Genomic DNA, 16,367 nt, shown 5'->3' with positions numbered 1-16,367 from the left:
TGTTCGTAAGGAGCTGGTTTTTAATCGTGTTTTTGCTCTTCATGGTGCTGACGCGGATACTGGAGATTTATTGCTGGATTCTCCTCATATCCTGCATTTTTGTTAATTTGTATGCGTTTGGCATACTGGATAGCCGCAACCAGCTGGTCTGGAAGATTGGCATGTTTTTGGAACGGTTGACCGAACCTGTTCTTGCGCCCGTCAGGCGTGTGCTACCAACACCGGGGGGAGTGGACTTTAGCCCCATGGTGGTGCTGCTGGGTATTCAGTACATCGTGCAGCCGCTGCTGGTAGATATTTTCCGCGCGCTTATCCTGCATTAGTTTTTTTGGTTTTCCCGGCGCAAAAAAGCCGCCAGTCCTTGCGGGCTGGCGGCTTTTTTAACGGATAACCCGTAAAGGCTCAGTGATGAGCGGAGGGGGAGCCGTCTTTTTCAATATGGGTCAGCGTGTAGCTGCTCATGATGACAACCGGAATCAGGAAGGCCACAACCGCAATGCCAAAGGCAGTGGTGTTGCCACCCAGCAGGTAAGCAATCAGGTCAAGACCCAGAAGTGTTACACACAGATAAATGCCCATTCCAAAAACCCTTTTGTAGCCTGTAAGGCAGGAGCTGCTGGTGTTCTGGCGGGGAAAGCCTACTGTGCAGAACCTGCCGGATTCATTCACAAATCTGACAGCGTCACACTACTCCTTTGATTTTGGGGGTCAACAGCTATCTGTTGCATGGCGTTCCGGCGTTTTCGGGCGGTGCGGCGCAGGTTGCGGGTTATGGCGCTGTTGGTTGGGTGGTTGGTGCTGGGCCTGCTGGCTGCGTGTCGGGTTCGGTCGGTTCTTTGGGCAGGACCATTTTCTGCTGCTTGGTATATTGAGAAATATCAGGGGCATGAAAGGCCGAGACCGGGCCAAAAATGTTGCTCGATACGTTATGCCCAGAGGCTACAGGGGTGTTCAGGCACCCTTTTACAATGGTGGAACAAACACCATCGCTGCCAATCATCTGGTCATTATCGCCGCTGTAATGCATGTCCGTCACCCTGCCATCTACCAGTCGGATGGATGCCACACAGGTTGCCCCTGCGCCCCCAAGGGTTGTTTGCGTCAGATTTACCAGTGTTTGCAGCGGGATCAGTGTCGAATCGTTTGTGGCAGGTATGTTGGTGCCCCGTGTGTACTGGTAGATCTGCACATGTTTGTTAATGGTCTGCATTTTGTCGGGTACGCCAATGCAGGCTTGCAGGTCCTCGTTGGTCATGCCCAGCACAACCAGTTGCCCTTTATGGGCAACGCGGGATGAATAGTAGCCACACCCACCAAGAGCCAGAAGGCTGGCAAGGGCGGCACGGGAGAAAACGTGGGGAAGAGGGGCGGAAAAGCGGGAGGCAAGGCGAGACGTCATGCCTCTTAGTTTCTGGCTCCTGCCCGCTTTATGTCAATATAAAGAATAGCCAGCCACGGTAATGGCCACAGAAAAGGCATGGGCGTCCCCCATAGCAGGGCCAGCGCGCCAATAAGCGCTCCACAGGCAAACCCACCCCATGAGAGGGCAGGTAGCACAATGGCGCCGGGTGCAGGTGGTGCGGCTCTGGTGCTTTTGCAGTGTACGGCCACGGCAGATGCCAGAGCAGAGGCGCATTTGAGCATGTTACTGGTAATAACCACGGTTTGAATGGCGTTGCCGGAAAAACGGGCAAAGCTTGCCCCCTGCACAGCCATAAGGGCAGGCAGCAGCACAAGCTCGGCAAGGCGTGCATGAGGGGAGAACTGCGCAGCTTGCACAATAACCAGCAACAGCACCATGAGCCCGATGCTTTTGGTTACACCCCAGCGCAGGCGGCCAAGGCTGACCAGAAAAGCCGTGCCAAAAAAAATGCCCAGCACACAGGTCAGCCGTACGGCGTAATGCCAGTTGGCATGGGTGAGTGCCGCGGACAGATGCGTGGTGTTGCCGGTCATGGCGCTGGCAAATAGCCCTCCCAGATGGGCAAAGCTGAGTGCATCCACATGCCCCGCCAGAATACCAAGCACCAGAATACGGCGCGCGGAAACAGCTATGGGAGTTAAAGGTGTCTGGGCATCTGGCATGGGCAGGTTTTGGACCAGCAGAAAGTGGAACCGCTTCAAGCATACTGCCCTATGGTGCAAAACCGTGTAAACTCCGCCTGGTATGGCAGGCCGCTATGGCTGGACCGCATAAGATGGCAGGGCTTTAAAAACCATAATCCTGCCACCAGATACAGGTATCAGAAGGATTGGCCCATACAGTCGGGCCAGTTTGTTGAGAGAAAAGAGAAAGCGTATGACACTGCACCGCGTGATGACACTGGGACTGGCAGGGCTTATGGCCGCAACAGTGGGAAGCACTGTTGTTCAGGCTGAACCGGGCGGCTGTCTTAAATATGGTGCCGCGGGTGCGGTTGGCGGGCATCTGGCCAACCACGCCGTTATGGGTGCGGCTGCCGGATGCGTAACCGGCATGTACCGGCGGCACGAATACCGCAAGGAAGCCAAGAACAAGGCCAAACTGTACGATCAGGAACATCCCGGCGCAAAAGGCACGTATGAGCAGAAAGCCACGGCCTATGACGTGGAACATTCCACCAGCCCCGGCAGCACAACAGCCAAGCCGGAGGGGCAGCCCGCGCCAGCTCAGCCGCAGCAGCCAGCTACGCAGCAGGGTGAGGAACACCTGTAACGCACAGGTATTTTATCCGGTATGCCTTAAAAACCCTCTTGGTTCAGCCAAGGGGGTTTTTGCTGGATGATGTTCTGACTGCATCAAAAATGAATTCGGTTGCGCAGAGCATGATGTGCTCGAATTCTTCCTGCACATCCTCAAAGGTCAGCAACTGGTTGCGTAGCAGAATGTGCATGATATGCGCATGGCATCCCATGTCCGGTATTGTGTCCAGCCACTCTGTGTCATTCAGGCGTCTGGCGTTGGCCTGGCAGATGGTGAGCAGTACAATTTCCAACGCAATGTGGCCGCCCATAACGCGGCCTAACGGCTGCTCCGGGCTATAAATGGCCGGGATGAGGGTATCTGCAGAATAGGTTTCTTTGCATTTTTCGTAATGGATCGAGTAGTATAAATATTCCGAAAATGTAATTTTTGTATAAATACCAATATCACGCGCCGTTGCCTTGAGAAAATTCTTATACAGGCAGGCGCAGACCTCAAAGGGCAGGGTGTCATTCAGATCGGCAAAGCGCTTTGCTACGCTTAAAATACCGGAAACCCGAAGTTGCGAGGCCCGGAATGCGCGCAGTGTTACGGCAAGTAATTCGTCTTGATTAATGCCATTGACAACTGTGCGGAAATTTTGGCTCGGAGCATGGGTTAATTCGACAAATTTATCGTAAAATCTGGCTTTGGTAAGGATGAAAGGCCCTGAAAGCTGGGGATTGGGCATGATGGTACTTCAGGAAAAAGGGTCTGAAACAGGTAGGGTTTGCAAAACTGGGGGTATCATGGTGTGCGTTTGAATCCTTTGAAGGATGCCATGCTTAAAATACGCTCATCCGTTTATGGCACAGAAAATGTGAATTTTGCGTTAACAATTAACTTTTACTGCAAAATGGAATATTTTTTTCAGAATAGCTGAAAAATCTGTCAGGATCGGTGCCTTGCGAGGGGATGTTTGTGCGTATTTTACGCAAGGACCAGAGGGTGGCATACCTCATGCCGCGCAGGAGGAAATGCCACCTATGGTTTAAAAGGTCTGGCGCAGGCGTATGGTTTTTCCGTCCCGCGTTTGCAGCACAAGTGCGTTATCCTCAATTGTCCACGACTGCACAGTGTGCAGGAGGCTGAGGAAAAGGCCAGAGACGCGGCCATGGGCGCCGGGGCAGGCCATAAGCGTGCTTATGCCTGCCTGCTGTGCGGGTGTTACTTTGCCTGCATCACCAAATACAAGCCCCCCGGCGTAACGGTTGCAGCCATCCGAACCCGATATTTTACCGCTATCGTTAATATCCAGCGTGGGGGTGAACATATCGGCCGCCGGATCGGGGTTTTCATCCGTGGCGCTATCATGCGCATCGGGCAGGAAGTTGCCATTCTTCAGCTTGTGGCCGTCCAGTTCTGTGGCAACCCAGCGCGTGGCGTTCAGTCGTGTGGGGGGCAGAAGGCTGCCACCACACCCTTTGAGTGTGCGGTTTTTGGTTGTAATGCGCACAGTCTCCGTAAACAGTTGCCCGCTCATGGTGTCCTCGCAGCGGGAGGGGCTGTAACCACGGTCATGTCGGGCGCTTCATAATAACGGGAATGGCCGCGCGTGTAGGCCCGGCTTATTGTGCGTGTCAGGCGTGGGCTGTCAGGGGAGGTCAGGGCCAATGTGCCATCCGCCATGCTGAGGTTCCAGAATGGCTCGTTCCCTCGTGCTTCATAGACGCTGCTGTCTGCCCCGTTCAGGGCTATGGGATGAGACTGCGCTGCACACCCCGCCACAAAGGCAAGCGCACAAGGAGCCAAAAAAGAACGAATGCGTGGCAGGGCCATGAAGCGGCTCCTCCTCTTTATTACGGACACCAGCAGTATGGCTGTTTGGCGCGCGGGCACAACGGGTTTCTTTCCCTTGGTGGCAGCAGGCGCAGTGCAGATGGGGTGTTCCTTCCGGCAAGGGCGGATTAAAAGCGGCGTATGATTATTCAGGGCTACAATTATTTTTGCGATATGCCGGAGGATGCACGCTACCTGCGCCGCGCCCAGCCGGATGAACGGTTTATTGAAGAGAACATGGTGTTCATTCTGCCAGACCGGCTGCGCAAGTTCCGTCGTCATTTATGGCATGTGCGCCGCAACCCCGGCCCTGTCCATGTGTATGTGCCACTGTTCCGGGTGGATACGGTAATGGCATCGGAGCCATTGCCGACCGGGTATGACGCACCGCAGGATGTTTACCCGTTTTATACCCACACCACCCGTAGGCGCGGGCGGGCGCTGGATTATTATGTGCTGTTTGTTTTTAGGGACAAGGATTCCTATGTCCGTTGTCAGGCAGCGCTGGAGGCTGGGCCACAGGGCTAATGCTGTGGCCCAGCCTCAGGCTTTGTCAGGGCCTGTTGCCTGTGCTCTGACCGGGAGCGGGAAAACGCATTTTGGCCAGCCTGTCCTCCTCCATGGGAAGCGGGGCATTGCTGGCTGAGGTTACACCGTTCTGGTGGAGCAGGAAGGCAACAAGGGCTGCCGTATCCTGCGGGGGCAAGGTGCCGGGCGCCATAAGTGGCATGGCGTGGGTAATATACCCGGCCAGCCTGTCGAGCGGCGTGTTGGCCCAGCGAGCCGCAAAATAATTGCCCAGATCGGGCACATCATGCCCGCCTTCAAGGTCAGCGCCGTGGCACATGGCGCAAGCACCCGCGTAAATCTGGGCACCATGTGCGACCTGCTCGGCAGAGAAGGAGACGGGCTGCCCATTACCCGCACGGCTGCCGGTGCGGGAGGTGTGCTGCGGGTCGGCCCATGCCGCATGGGCAAGAGGCAGGCACGCCAGTGCGCAGGCCAGCAGGCTTGTGCGCAGGGGGAATACAAAGCTCATCATACCGCCCTTACCCATTGCGTGGCTGAAAGCGGGAAAACAGGTCTTCAACAATCGCAATCGCCTTTTCCGCTTCCGCGCGGTCGGGGCGTTCAAAACTGTTGCCTACGCCATCCATGTCGCCCAGTCCGTTCAGGTCGTAGCCCTGAATCATCACACCATCGGTTTTGGAGATCATGGCAGCGCCCTTGTATTCCAGCGCGTAAAGGGCGTCTGGCTGGGGTGGCAGCCAGCAGGTCTGCCCCCTTACGGGAATAAGCGATTTGTCGTTCCACAAGTCCCGCGCGGCATAGCCGGGGCAGTTGATCACCACCCGTTCGGGCAGTTCCGCCAGATCAGACGGGCTATGGAACTCACGGATCACAATACGTCCACCAGCCTGATGGAACTCCGAGAGCAGCAGGTGGCTGTATGCCCCAAAATTGTAGATCATCAACGGTGTGCGGCGGGCATAAGCCGCGGGGAACGGATTATCGGCCCCGGCCAGTAGCTCGGATGCGGGGATGATGTCCGCTATGCGGCTGCCGTATTCTGCAAATTCAGCATTGCTTTGCGGTGCGCCTGTGGTGGCAAAGGTGCCTTTGGCGGGGTCCACGGGGGCAGGGGCATGGTCGGCCGCATCCAACGGTGTGTCGGACAGGGTATAATTATCCCTAAAGTCGATCGGGTTGCCGGGCAGGCCCAGATAGTCGCGGTATGTCTGCCAAGAGTAACGGGCCATTTTTTCCCACGTCTGGGCAAAGCCGGGGCCAGCCTGCTGGGTCAGGGCTATGCGGGAATCCGGGGTCCAGCTTCCGTTGGCGCGGACGGAGCGCGTGTGGGGCAGCAGGTCACGGGTGTAAATGGTAACATCAAACCCGGCGCGTTGCGCGGTCAGGGCCGAGGTCAGGCCAATAATGCCGCAGCCTATCACCGCTACCTTGCGCTCCAGCGTGGTGGCGGCATGGCCAACGGCCATATGTGCCGCCCCCCAAGAGAGGGACCAGCCGCTACCGCCGTGGCCGTAATTGTGCACCACGGTCTTGCCCGCGACATGCTCCACATCCATCCGGGGGCCTGCGGGGCGGAAGGGGCGCAGACAGACCTTAATATCCATAATCTGGTCGGCATGGGCACGAATGGGCACAAGGCGGGGAATGGTGCCATGCAGCGCGGTGCGACCAAGGGCGGCAGCTGCATCGGGGGCGGCTGCCCAGCCACGGCGCGTGCTTCCCACAATCCCGGCTGCCAGAGAGGCCGCAAACAGGTCTCTACGTTTCAATCTGCGTATTCCTAATGGTGTTTCAACTGGCGGGTAAGACTCTTACCATAAGGGAGTTTGACCCGCCTGCGCTACCCCCGAGGGTAAAACAGTCCATATGGCGCCGGATATGGAAAAATCAGGCGTGCAGGCGCACGTTACGGGCGGTTCTGGCTGCGCAGATGGGTGGCCGCCGCCGCAATGGCCGCTGTAGCAGAAGTAAAAATGTGGCCGGGTTCATGGAGAATGGTGGCGATCATCAGGTTTACGGGTAGGCCAAAGTCTTCCACCATCATCCCGGTTTCATCCACCAGAGTGGGGCGATTGTCATGCGTGATGGTGGTCAGTTTTTCACCACTGGCCCGCACCCGCTCCGGGTAAGGTGCGGTGTGTGCGCCGGTGCAAACATAGCCAAAAATCGGCAGGCCAAGCGCATGGGCATATCCAATTTCAAACGCTGTGCCGTCATCCACATTGGGACCACGGAATGGGGAGAGGTCGGCAATAACGGCGCAACTTTGCCGGATGAGCCCCATATTGGCGCGGGCAATGGCTGCGGCCAGAGTGGAAGGGCTGTCATGGGTGTGCGCCCCCAGTTCGGCATCCAGAGGGTACAGGCCTTTCAGCCCTGCCTGCGCGCATGTGGCGACCAGTTGCGCCCCATGTTCCATGGCGTTCTGGCGGAACACGTCTGGGCCAGCCAGATAAACGGCAGGGCTGTGTGGCTGGTCTGTCAGGTCTGGCATGGGGGTGGTCCTCCGGCCTGTGGGGTCTTGCGGGTATAAGTGCCCAACCCAGCAGCCCTCTCGCTCTTTGGCAATGGGGGCGTGCTTTTTTTGCTTATGGGGGCTGGCAGAAAAGCGCGGTATCCTGAACGCAAGACACAGGCCAGACCGAAGCGGGAGTGACCCAGACCATGCTGCACAGTTTTCAGTCCACCCGAGGGATGGTGACATCCCCCCACCATCTGGCCAGCCAGAGTGGTCTGGCTATTTTAAAAAAGGGCGGTACGGCGCTGGAGGCGGTGACCGCCATGGCGGCCACGCTCTGCGCGGTTTACCCCCATATGACGGGGATGGGGGGGGATGCCTTCTGGCTGATCTCCTACCCCGATGGTCGAACGGAGGTGCTGGAGGCCTGTGGTGCGGCGGCGTTGCACACCAGTGTGCAGGATTATGCCGCAGCAGGCCACAGGACTGTGCCGTGGCGTGGGGGCTGGGCGGCCAATACCATGGCGGGTGCTGTTTCCGGCTGGCAGGCGGCATTGCAGCGGAGTGCCGCACTCCAGCCCGCTCTGCCGCTGGAGGCCGTGCTGGAAGATGCCATATGGTACGCCCGTAATGGCTACGCGCTGACGGGGAGCGAGGCCGCATTGCTGGCGGAAAAGCAGGCGGAACTTTTGGGTAATGCAGATTTTGCAGCTGCCTACGCCCCGCAGGGTCGCCTGCCTGCTGCGGGTGATATACGCAAAAACCCCGCTCTGGCCGCAACATTGCAAAGCCTGATTCGGGATGGGTTGGAAAGTTTTTATACAGGCGAGGTCGGGCGCAGCCTGCTGGCCGATCTGGCCCGCGCAGGCAGCCCGCTCCGCGCGCAGGATTTTGCACACCACGCAGTTGCAACGCCTCCCCCCTGCATACAAGTGTGGCGGGTGCACAGGTGTATAATGTTCCGCCTCCCACACAGGGCGTGGCCTCCCTTGCCATTCTCAAGCTGTTTGAAAAACTCAACGTGCAGGAGGTGGATGGCTTTGCGTATGTGCATGGGCTGGTAGAGGCCACCAAACATGCGTTCCTCTTCCGCAACGCGCATGTGGGGGACCCACGCTGGATGACGGAAGATGCGCAGGCTTTTCTGGATGATGATGCCCGGTTTGATGCCATGGCCGCTCGCATTGACCCGCATCGGGCCATGCCGTGGCCTGCCCCATCCCAAATGGGGGACACCACATGGATGGGGGCTGTGGATTCCGCCGGTGTTGCTGTTAGCATGATCCAGAGCCTGTATTTTGAGTTCGGGTCCGGTGTCTTTCTGCCGCAAACAGGACTTTTGTGGCAGAACCGCGGAGCGTCCTTCCAACTGGAGGAGGGAGCGTGGAATGCGTTTGTGCCCGGACGCAAGCCTTTTCATACCCTTAACCCGGCCCTTGCCCGGTTTGATGATGGACGGGTGATGGTTTACGGCACCATGGGGGGCGAGGGGCAGCCGCAAACACAGGCGGCCCTGTTTACGCGTTATGCCATGTTTGGTGTGCCGGTGCAGCAGGCGGTCACCGCGCCACGTTGGCTGCTGGGGCGCACATGGGGCAGCAACAGCCATTCGCTCAAAATAGAAAGCCGGTTTGACGCCGGCGTTGTAGACTGGCTGGAACAGGCCGGCCATGTGGTGGAACGCGTGGCGCCCTTTACCAGCATGATGGGCCATGCCGGGGCCATTGTGCGCCATGCGGGCGGTCTGCTGGAAGGTGCAGCAGACCCCCGTAGCGATGGCTGCGTGGCGGGTTTCTAGTTTAAAACCTTCCGTTTAATCCAAAGGTTTTTCATAGACCGGGCGGCCATTTGCCCATGTGGCGCGGATGGCCCGGTCATCGCCCAGCACCATCAGGGCGAACAGGCGTTCGCTCAGGCTGGTGCAGCGTGCGGTACGTTGCGCCATAAGCGGGGTGGCGGCCGGGTCCATAACGCACAGATCAGCCTCCATACCCGGCGCTATACGACCGATCTGCTCATGCAGGTGCAGCGCACGGGCTGCCCCCGCTGTTGCCAGCCAAAGCGCCTGAATGGCCGAAAGCCGCGCATCCCCCGCCATGAGAGACACTTTATAAGCCTCCCCCATTGTGGCCAGAAGGGAGAGTGATGTGCCCGCCCCAACATCTGTGCCCAGAGCAACATGCACGGGTCGGGCAGGGTTGAGCGCCTCAAACAGGCGGAAACTGCCGCTGCCCAAAAACAGGTTGGAGGTGGGGCAATGGGCCAGTGTGCAGCCTGAATGGTGGCAGTGCGCAAAGTCATGCTCGGTCATGTGGATACCGTGGCCAAATATGGCGCGTGGTCCATCCAATCCGGCTTTGGCATACACATCCAGATAGGACGCATGGTTGGGGAACAGGCTGCGCACGGCGGCCATTTCATCCAGATTCTCGGCCAGATGGGTCTGCATGTACAGGCCGGGTGTGCTGCGGAGCAGGTCCCCCGCCAGTTCCAGCTGTTCTGGTGTGCTGGTTATGGCAAAGCGCGGGGTTACGGCATAAAGCTGGCGGTCCTTGCCATGCCAACGGCTGATGAGGTCCTTGGACTGGTCATACCCGCTTTGGGCTGTGTCGCGCAGGTTGGGGGGGCAGTTGCGGTCCATCAGCACTTTGCCAGCAATCATGCGGGTGCCTAGGCGGGCGGATTCTTCAAAAAACGCATCAACAGACTGCGGGTGCACCGTGCAGTACACCGCTGCCGTGGTAGTGCCATTGCGCAGCAGTTCGCTCAGAAAAAAGCGTGCGGTCTGCCGGGCGACATCTTTATTGGAAAATTCGGCCTCGGTTGGAAAAATATATTGTTCCAGCCAAGGCAGAAGCTGCTCCCCCCATGAGGCGATGGCCGAAATCTGGGGGTAATGCACATGCGCGTCTATAAACCCTGCGCTAATCAGGCTGTCAGGGTAATGGGTCAGGGGGGTGTTGTCCCCCAGCAGTCCGTGCAGGCTGGCATAGGCGCCGCAATGCGTAATGCGCCCATGCTCCATAATAATCAGGCCATCCTCCTCGTACACCAGCGCATCGTGTGCGGGCACATCAAACGGGTTGGCGCGGAAGGTGATGTAGCTGCCACGTATGGCGCGGCGGTCATGGGGGTGTGGCATGGTAATGGCTTTTTGGCAGTTAAAACTGTTCGGCAAAAAAGTTTTCAATTTCGGTAATAATGAACCGCGCGGCCGTGGAAAGCTGGCGCGAGCGGTCCACGCACAGGGCGAGCGTAAGAGGGGGCAGCTTGCGGTTAACAATGGGGGTAAAGGCAAGCTGGCCTTTCTGCACCTCATCATACGCATCAAGGTAGCTCAGAATACCCACACCGGCCCCTTCCAGCACCATGGATTTGATCATCTGGATGTTGTCCGCCTTGGCCACGGTTGCGACCTTGACGCCTGTTTCTGCTTCCAGCACGCCAATGGGCCGCCAGAGGGCGAGTGGGGGGGCTGGAATAATCATCGGGTATTCCGCCGCAAGGCTGAAGCGCGCCTCGGCCAGAGTGGCGATCTCGTGCGAGGGAAGGCAGACAAAGCCGAGTGGAATTTCCTTGTGGGTCCGCACGGTCAGTTCACGCATGTGGCCGGGGTTGAACATCAACGCAAAATCGGCATGACCTTTGACCAAAAGCTCGCCCATATCATGGCTTTTGCGCACATGTACACTCACCATAATGCCGGGGTGCGTTTGGCGCAGCTTGCCGAGCAGAGTGGGTAAAAACCCTTTTGTCAGGGCATCGGGGATTAGAATATCCGTAGCGCCCTGCCGTAAGCCTTTGAGGTTATCAAGCTGTGTTTGCAGGGCGTTCAGGTCGCGCGACCAGCGGCGGCAGGATGTTAGAAGTAGCTCCCCCGCTGTGGTCAGCCGCAGGCCGGAGGGCAGGCGTTCAAACAACTGGGTGCCCAGAATTTTTTCCCCCTGCAACACCTGCCGGTCTATGGCGGAGGCGGCAATGTGCAACTCGTCCGAGGCTTTTCTGATGGAGCCATGTTGGGCCACCGCCATAAAATAACGCAGGAACCGGGAGAAAACGGGCATCAGCTTTTGCTCTCTTTTTGCGAACGCACCATGCTGAATTAAATCATATACAAGAACGATACGTGTGTGAAACAGTAAGTCTGATTTTATTGGCATGATCAGGAACCACACAGGATTCCCGATGTGCATAATGTGGACTGATAAACAGGTATGGAACATCTTAACAGACGCGTCCGGGACGATCTTGCCAAAATCCAGTTTGCTTCTGGCAACTGGTGTATTCCCCACCAGCACGACGGTAAGGATGTGCTGGATGTGGCCATTATTGGCGGTGGTCAGGGTGGGCTGGCCACGTGCTTTGGGCTAAGGCGGCGTGGCGTAACCAACACGTGCATTTTTGACATGGCCCCACAGGGGGCCGAAGGGCCGTGGGTCACTTTTGCCCGCATGATCACCCTGCGCACGCCCAAGCATGTTACCGGTCCCGACCTTGGTATTCCCAGCCTGACGCCCCAGTCCTGGTATGAGGCAAAATACGGCGAGGAAGCATGGCGGAAGCTGGATAAAATCTCCCGTCAGGACTGGCAGGACTATCTGGACTGGCTGCGGGATGTTCTGGACCTGCCGGTTAAGAACGAACACCGTCTGGCTGATATTGCATGGGAAGATGGGCTGCTTAAGCTGACCTTTGCCTGTGCAGGTGGGGCCGAACATGTTGTGTGGGCACGCCGCGTTGTGCTGGCCACCGGCATAGAAGGGGGTGGTGCGTGGCATGTGCCCGATTTTATTACCAGCGTCCTGCCCAAAAGCCGTTACGCCCACACCTGTGAGCAGATCGACTTTGAAGCCCTGCGTGGCAAGCGCATTGGTGTGCTGGGTGCTGGTGCCTCGGCGTTTGATAACGCGGCAACAGCGCTTGAACACGGTGCGGCCAGTGTGGACCTTTGCCTGCGCCGCAAGCAGATCCCCACGGTTAACCCTTACCGTTGGATGGAGAATGCGGGCTTCCTGAGCTACCTGTCCGACCTGCCGGATATTCTGCGCTGGCGGTTTATGCGCCGGATTTACGACCTGAACCAGCCGCCCCCGCAGGATACGTTCTGGCGGTGCCGCAAGCACCCCAACTTTGCGTTCCACCCCGGCACACCGTGGCTGTCCGTGCGGGAAGAAAACGGTGCGGTTGTTGTGACCACCCCGCATGGGGAGATGACGTTCGACTTCCTGATTATTGGCACCGGGTTTGTCATCGACCTTGCCCAGCGGCCTGAACTGGCGCGTGTCGCCAGCCGTATTGCCCTGTGGAGAGACCGGTTTGAAGCGCCGACGGATGAGCAGAGCACCCTGCTGGGTAGCCACCCTTATTTGAGCCGGTCGTTCCAGTTCCAGCCGCTGGAAAAGGATGACCCGCTGGCCCCCATGCTTGCGTGCATTTACAACTTTACGTTTTCCGCCATGCCCAGCATGGGGCTTTCCGGTGCGTCCATCAGCGGTATGCGCTTTGGGGTGGAAAAATTGACAACATGCATCGGGCGCAGCCTGTTTGTGCAAGATGGAGCCCTGCATCTGCAAAGCCTGCTGGACTATGATGTGGATGAACTTACCAGTTTTGACCCGCCTGAGCAGGCCTGAAACCAAGCGTAAAACAGGACAGAAATGAGCCAGACATACCCGCGTGACATGATCGGTTATGGCGCCACCCCGCCCGATGCACAGTGGCCCGGTGGCGCACGGATTGCCGTGCAGTTCGTCATCAATTACGAGGAGGGGGCGGAAAACTGCATCCTCCACGGAGATCGCGGGTCCGAGGCCTTTCTGTCCGAAATGGTGGGCACCAGTTCCATTGCAGGTGCGCGCTGCATGCAAATGGAAAGTCTGTATGAATATGGCAGCCGTGCAGGGTTTTGGCGGCTCCATCGCCTGTTTGCAAAAGCAGGTTTTCCCGTAACGGTTTTTGGTGTTGCCATGGCTCTGGCCCGTAACCCACAGGCCGTAGCAGCCATGCAGGCCAGGGGGTGGGAAATGGCAACCCACGGCCTGCGCTGGATAGATTACCAGAATGTGCCCGAGGATGTGGAACGCGCCCATATGCGCGAGGCCATAGCTCTGCACACGCAGGTTACTGGTGCGCCGCCGCTAGGCTGGTATCAGGGGCGCACCAGCCCCAACACCGCCCGTTTGGTGGTGGAGGAAGGCTGCTTTCTGTACGATGCAGATTCCTACGCCGATGACCTGCCTTATTACGACCGGCGCTACGGCAAACCCCAGTTGATCGTGCCGTACACGCTGGATGTGAATGACATGAAGTTTGCCGCCCTGAATGGCTTTACCGAGGGCGAGCAGTTCTTCCACTACCTGCGCGATAATTTTGACATGCTCTACCGTGAGGGCGGGCGTATGATGTCCATCGGTTTGCACTGCCGTCTGGCTGGCAAACCTGCGCGGGCACTGGCTGTTGCCCGCTTTTTGGAGCACGTTGCCAACCATGCGGATGTCTGGGTGGCAACACGGGCCGACATTGCCCGCCACTGGCTTAAGGTCCACCCGGCATGATGACGCTGGCAGACATTAACACCATGCCGGTCGCAGCATTTGTGGAGGCATTCGGGAGTGTTTACGAACACTCACCGTGGGTTGCGGCCAAGGCGGCAGGTAGCCGGCCTTTTGCTGATGTTGATGGTATGTGCAGGGCTTTTTCCGCCGCCATGCGGAGCGCAAGCGTTGCCGAGCACTACGCTCTGGTGCGTGCCCACCCCGAACTGGGGCACCGTTTGGGAGTGGACCCGGGTTTGACCGATGCATCCGCACGGGAGCAGGGTGGTGCAGGGTTGGACCGGTTGACGCCGGAGGAATACGCGCATTTTCGGACCCTGAATGATGCGTACGGACAAAAATTTGGCATGCCGTTTGTTATCTGCGTGCGCAAGGTTGGCGGAAATGCCAAACAGGTTATTGCCCAGGCCATGGAACGGCGGCTTGCCAGTACGCCAGAGTGCGAACTGGCCGAAGCCCTGAACCAGATTGACGCGATAGCCGCGTTACGTTTGCACGATAAGGTGGTGGCATGAGTTCTCTTTCAACCCACGTCCTCAATACGGTCTCCGGCCGTCCGGCTGCGGGGGTGGCGTTCCGGCTTAGTGGTGCGCAGGGTGTTCTGTTTACAGGGCGAACCGATGCGGATGGCCGCTGCCCGGAGTTGAAGACGCTGGACCTGCCCGCCGGGGCCTATTGCCTTGAGTTTGAGGTGGCATCATATTTTCGCCAGCAGGGTACGCCTTTGGCAGACCCGCCGTTTCTTGACATTGTGCCAATCCACTTTGGTCTTGGCGGTAGCGGGCACGCCCATGTGCCGCTGCTGGTCGCCCCATACGCCTATTCGACCTACAGGGGGAGCTGACACGTGCAACCTGCCAGCAACAAGCCACACGCCGTTCATCCTGTGGACCAGATGCTTCCGGCATGGAAGCTCGGGTTCTATGGCCTGCAACATGTGCTCACATTCTATGCAGCCGCCGTTATTGTGCCTGTTCTGCTGGCGGGGGCCATGGGGCTGCCCCGTGCCGCCCTTGAACATCTGATTGAGGCGGATCTGTTTACCTGCGGTATTGCCTCCTTCATCCAGTCCGCAGGGCTTGGGCGTTACATTGGGGTCAAGCTGCCGCTGTTGCAGGGCGTTACCTTTGTGGCTGTTACCCCCATGATCGCCATTGGTGTGGCGGCTGGTGGGGGTGTGCAGGGATTACCCCAGATTTTTGGCGCGGTTATTGCCGGGGGGCTGTTTACTTTTCTGGCGGCTCCGTGGTTCGGCAAGCTGGTCAAGTTCTTCCCGCCCGTGGTTACGGGGTCTGTCATTCTGGTTATCGGGCTGGCTCTGCTGCCTGTAGCGGCTAATGATATTGTGAACGGGCAGGGCACGGGGGTCATGCAAAACCCGGTCAACATGCGCAATGTGGCATATGGGCTGGGGACGCTGGCCTCCATTTTGCTGATCCAGCGCATGTTCAAGGGGTTTATCGCCAGCATTGCCGTGTTGTTCGGGCTGGTGGCGGGCACATTGACCGCGTGGTTTCTGGGTGATGCCAGTTTTGATGGTGTGATGACCGCGCCGTGGGTTACGGTGGCGCAACCGTTCTACTTTGGTCTGCCCACCTTCCATGTGGTGCCTGTGCTGTCCATGCTTGTGGTTATGATCATCACTATGCTGGAAACAACGGGTGATGTGTTTGCAACCGGTTCCATTGTCAAAAAAGATATTACGTCAGAGGATATTACGCGCGCTATCCGGGCAGATGGTCTGGCGACCATTATTGGTGGGGTGCTGAATTCCTTCCCCTACACCTGCATTGCGGAAAACGTGGGTCTTGTGCGGCTCACACGTGTCACCAGCCGCTGGGTGGTGGTGGCTGCAGCCTTTATTATGATGGCGCTGGGCTGCCTGCCCAAACTGGCTGCCATTATTGCCAGTGTGCCGCTGCCGGTACTGGGGGGGGCGGCCTTGGCCATGTTTGCTGCCGTGGCGGTGGTTGGGATTCAGACCCTTGTTAAAGTGGATTTCGATAACCTGAACAACACGGTTATTGTGGGCACCAGCATTGGGCTAAGTATGTTGGCAACCGCTCAGCCCCACATTGCTGACCATTTTCCCGCGTGGATGCAGGTTATCTTTGGCAGTGGCATTACGCTGGGCGCCATGTCCGCCATTCTGCTGCATCTGGTGTTTAACTTCGGCAACCTGTGCTCCACCCCGCAGGAGGAGGAACAGGATGCGGTTATACTGGAAACCCCGGTGTGGAACGTGGTGAGCACGCAGGACAAGCCGACCGTAGCAGGTGGGCAGATCGGGCGCACTCAGCCGGAATAATCACAGGCCCTTGCG

The 16,367-nt window shown here is 58.0% G+C and carries 19 protein-coding genes and 1 pseudogene; 9 read left to right on the top strand and 11 right to left on the bottom strand.

The annotated features are described in order from the left end of the window. Positions 1-26 precede the first annotated feature (26 nt). On the top strand, positions 27-323 hold the full coding sequence (locus AGA_RS11610; RefSeq protein ID WP_231945805.1) for a YggT family protein: 297 nt from the start codon (positions 27-29) through the stop codon (positions 321-323). 79 nt (positions 324-402) lie between these two features. Here the strand turns inward: AGA_RS11610 and AGA_RS13870 are convergent, their stop codons facing one another. The 3 genes from AGA_RS13870 to AGA_RS11600 all read right to left on the bottom strand — a co-directional run bounded on the left by AGA_RS13870 (position 403) and on the right by AGA_RS11600 (position 2,124). After that, positions 403-579 (bottom strand): hypothetical protein, encoded by a 177-nt coding sequence (locus AGA_RS13870; RefSeq protein ID WP_172793744.1) that lies wholly within the window; start codon positions 577-579, stop codon positions 403-405. Between the two features lie 190 nt (positions 580-769). Beyond that, positions 770-1,399: a hypothetical protein gene (locus AGA_RS11605; protein WP_059024426.1), complete on the bottom strand. Its 630-nt coding sequence runs from the start codon at positions 1,397-1,399 to the stop codon at positions 770-772. A 5-nt stretch (positions 1,400-1,404) separates the two neighbouring features. Continuing rightward, a complete protein-coding gene (locus AGA_RS11600) occupies positions 1,405-2,124 on the bottom strand; it encodes a YoaK family protein (RefSeq protein ID WP_231945803.1) in 720 nt (239 codons plus the stop codon). Between the two features lie 175 nt (positions 2,125-2,299). On the opposite strand from AGA_RS11600, the gene AGA_RS11595 reads away from it, so the two are divergent. Continuing rightward, positions 2,300-2,695: a hypothetical protein gene (locus AGA_RS11595; protein ID WP_059024425.1), complete on the top strand. Its 396-nt coding sequence runs from the start codon at positions 2,300-2,302 to the stop codon at positions 2,693-2,695. 43 nt (positions 2,696-2,738) lie between these two features. Here AGA_RS11595 and AGA_RS11590 read toward each other — a convergent pair whose 3' ends face one another. From AGA_RS11590 to AGA_RS14225, 3 genes are all read right to left on the bottom strand, one after another. Beyond that, positions 2,739-3,413, bottom strand: coding sequence for a hypothetical protein (locus AGA_RS11590; protein ID WP_059024424.1), 675 nt, complete (start codon positions 3,411-3,413; stop codon positions 2,739-2,741). Positions 3,414-3,713: 300 nt separating this feature from the next. Next, positions 3,714-4,205, bottom strand: a complete 492-nt coding sequence (locus tag AGA_RS14230) for an META domain-containing protein (RefSeq protein WP_231945801.1) — start codon at positions 4,203-4,205, stop codon at positions 3,714-3,716. Then, positions 4,202-4,501 (bottom strand): hypothetical protein, encoded by a 300-nt coding sequence (locus AGA_RS14225; protein ID WP_231945799.1) that lies wholly within the window; start codon positions 4,499-4,501, stop codon positions 4,202-4,204. Before AGA_RS14225 ends, AGA_RS14230 begins: the two co-directional genes overlap by 4 nt. A gap of 141 nt (positions 4,502-4,642) precedes the next feature. Between AGA_RS14225 and AGA_RS11580 the strand changes: the two genes are divergently transcribed. After that, on the top strand, positions 4,643-5,029 hold the full coding sequence (locus AGA_RS11580) for a hypothetical protein (RefSeq protein ID WP_059024423.1): 387 nt from the start codon (positions 4,643-4,645) through the stop codon (positions 5,027-5,029). Between the two features lie 25 nt (positions 5,030-5,054). Here AGA_RS11580 and AGA_RS11575 read toward each other — a convergent pair whose 3' ends face one another. The 3 genes from AGA_RS11575 to AGA_RS11565 all read right to left on the bottom strand — a co-directional run bounded on the left by AGA_RS11575 (position 5,055) and on the right by AGA_RS11565 (position 7,526). Next, positions 5,055-5,558 carry a c-type cytochrome gene (locus AGA_RS11575; protein WP_059024422.1) on the bottom strand — a complete coding sequence of 168 codons (504 nt, stop codon included), beginning with the start codon at positions 5,556-5,558 and terminating at the stop codon, positions 5,055-5,057. Further along, a complete protein-coding gene (locus tag AGA_RS11570) occupies positions 5,551-6,801 on the bottom strand; it encodes an FAD-dependent oxidoreductase (RefSeq protein ID WP_059024421.1) in 1,251 nt (416 codons plus the stop codon). Before AGA_RS11570 ends, AGA_RS11575 begins: the two co-directional genes overlap by 8 nt. Positions 6,802-6,938: 137 nt before the next feature. After that, positions 6,939-7,526, bottom strand: a complete 588-nt coding sequence (locus tag AGA_RS11565; protein ID WP_059024420.1) for a nucleoside 2-deoxyribosyltransferase — start codon at positions 7,524-7,526, stop codon at positions 6,939-6,941. Between the two features lie 170 nt (positions 7,527-7,696). Here AGA_RS11565 and AGA_RS11560 point away from each other — a divergent pair. Further along, a pseudogene (locus tag AGA_RS11560) lies at positions 7,697-9,288 on the top strand (gamma-glutamyltransferase family protein). Positions 9,289-9,303: 15 nt separating this feature from the next. On the opposite strand, the gene guaD reads toward AGA_RS11560, so the two are convergent. Together guaD and AGA_RS11550 are read right to left on the bottom strand one after the other, a co-directional pair. Further along, positions 9,304-10,632, bottom strand: coding sequence for a guanine deaminase (guaD, locus tag AGA_RS11555; protein WP_059024419.1), 1,329 nt, complete (start codon positions 10,630-10,632; stop codon positions 9,304-9,306). A gap of 19 nt (positions 10,633-10,651) precedes the next feature. Next, entirely contained in the window at positions 10,652-11,554 is a 903-nt protein-coding gene (locus AGA_RS11550) for a LysR family transcriptional regulator (RefSeq protein WP_059024418.1), read from the bottom strand. A gap of 150 nt (positions 11,555-11,704) precedes the next feature. Between AGA_RS11550 and AGA_RS11545 the strand changes: the two genes are divergently transcribed. From AGA_RS11545 to AGA_RS11525, 5 genes are read left to right on the top strand one after another with little or no spacing between them, the layout of a single operon-like run. Continuing rightward, positions 11,705-13,123, top strand: coding sequence for an NAD(P)-binding domain-containing protein (locus AGA_RS11545; protein ID WP_059024417.1), 1,419 nt, complete (start codon positions 11,705-11,707; stop codon positions 13,121-13,123). Between the two features lie 24 nt (positions 13,124-13,147). Further along, positions 13,148-14,044: an allantoinase PuuE gene (gene puuE / locus AGA_RS11540; protein WP_059024416.1), complete on the top strand. Its 897-nt coding sequence runs from the start codon at positions 13,148-13,150 to the stop codon at positions 14,042-14,044. Beyond that, on the top strand, positions 14,041-14,559 hold the full coding sequence (uraD, locus tag AGA_RS11535) for a 2-oxo-4-hydroxy-4-carboxy-5-ureidoimidazoline decarboxylase (protein ID WP_172793743.1): 519 nt from the start codon (positions 14,041-14,043) through the stop codon (positions 14,557-14,559). Before puuE ends, uraD begins: the two co-directional genes overlap by 4 nt. Then, entirely contained in the window at positions 14,556-14,888 is a 333-nt protein-coding gene (gene uraH / locus AGA_RS11530; RefSeq protein WP_059024415.1) for a hydroxyisourate hydrolase, read from the top strand. The genes uraD and uraH overlap by 4 nt, the downstream gene beginning before the upstream one ends. 51 nt (positions 14,889-14,939) lie before the next feature. Continuing rightward, positions 14,940-16,352 carry a nucleobase:cation symporter-2 family protein gene (locus AGA_RS11525; protein WP_083503697.1) on the top strand — a complete coding sequence of 471 codons (1,413 nt, stop codon included), beginning with the start codon at positions 14,940-14,942 and terminating at the stop codon, positions 16,350-16,352. The last annotated feature ends 15 nt before the right edge of the window (positions 16,353-16,367 follow it).

The organism is Acetobacter ghanensis, assembly GCF_001499675.1.
GTDB classification, from domain to species: domain Bacteria; phylum Pseudomonadota; class Alphaproteobacteria; order Acetobacterales; family Acetobacteraceae; genus Acetobacter; species Acetobacter ghanensis.
Note: the sequence above shows the minus strand (reverse complement) of the source record. Positions and strands in the feature narration are given on the sequence as shown.

What these genes read in the sequence shown, in the direction of transcription:
- AGA_RS13870 (WP_172793744.1), bottom strand. Translation starts at nt 579, where the DNA reads ATGGGCATTTATCTGTGTGTAACACTTCTGGGTCTTGACCTGATTGCT.
- AGA_RS11605 (WP_059024426.1), bottom strand. Translation starts at nt 1,399, where the DNA reads ATGACGTCTCGCCTTGCCTCCCGCTTTTCCGCCCCTCTTCCCCACGTT.
- AGA_RS11595 (WP_059024425.1), top strand. Translation starts at nt 2,300, where the DNA reads ATGACACTGCACCGCGTGATGACACTGGGACTGGCAGGGCTTATGGCC.
- AGA_RS11590 (WP_059024424.1), bottom strand. Translation starts at nt 3,413, where the DNA reads ATGCCCAATCCCCAGCTTTCAGGGCCTTTCATCCTTACCAAAGCCAGA.
- AGA_RS14230 (WP_231945801.1), bottom strand. Translation starts at nt 4,205, where the DNA reads ATGAGCGGGCAACTGTTTACGGAGACTGTGCGCATTACAACCAAAAAC.
- AGA_RS14225 (WP_231945799.1), bottom strand. Translation starts at nt 4,501, where the DNA reads ATGGCCCTGCCACGCATTCGTTCTTTTTTGGCTCCTTGTGCGCTTGCC.
- AGA_RS11580 (WP_059024423.1), top strand. Translation starts at nt 4,643, where the DNA reads ATGATTATTCAGGGCTACAATTATTTTTGCGATATGCCGGAGGATGCA.
- AGA_RS11575 (WP_059024422.1), bottom strand. Translation starts at nt 5,558, where the DNA reads ATGGGTAAGGGCGGTATGATGAGCTTTGTATTCCCCCTGCGCACAAGC.
- AGA_RS11565 (WP_059024420.1), bottom strand. Translation starts at nt 7,526, where the DNA reads ATGCCAGACCTGACAGACCAGCCACACAGCCCTGCCGTTTATCTGGCT.
- guaD (WP_059024419.1), bottom strand. Translation starts at nt 10,632, where the DNA reads ATGCCACACCCCCATGACCGCCGCGCCATACGTGGCAGCTACATCACC.
- AGA_RS11550 (WP_059024418.1), bottom strand. Translation starts at nt 11,554, where the DNA reads ATGCCCGTTTTCTCCCGGTTCCTGCGTTATTTTATGGCGGTGGCCCAA.
- AGA_RS11545 (WP_059024417.1), top strand. Translation starts at nt 11,705, where the DNA reads ATGGAACATCTTAACAGACGCGTCCGGGACGATCTTGCCAAAATCCAG.
- puuE (WP_059024416.1), top strand. Translation starts at nt 13,148, where the DNA reads ATGAGCCAGACATACCCGCGTGACATGATCGGTTATGGCGCCACCCCG.
- uraD (WP_172793743.1), top strand. Translation starts at nt 14,041, where the DNA reads ATGATGACGCTGGCAGACATTAACACCATGCCGGTCGCAGCATTTGTG.
- uraH (WP_059024415.1), top strand. Translation starts at nt 14,556, where the DNA reads ATGAGTTCTCTTTCAACCCACGTCCTCAATACGGTCTCCGGCCGTCCG.
- AGA_RS11525 (WP_083503697.1), top strand. Translation starts at nt 14,940, where the DNA reads ATGCTTCCGGCATGGAAGCTCGGGTTCTATGGCCTGCAACATGTGCTC.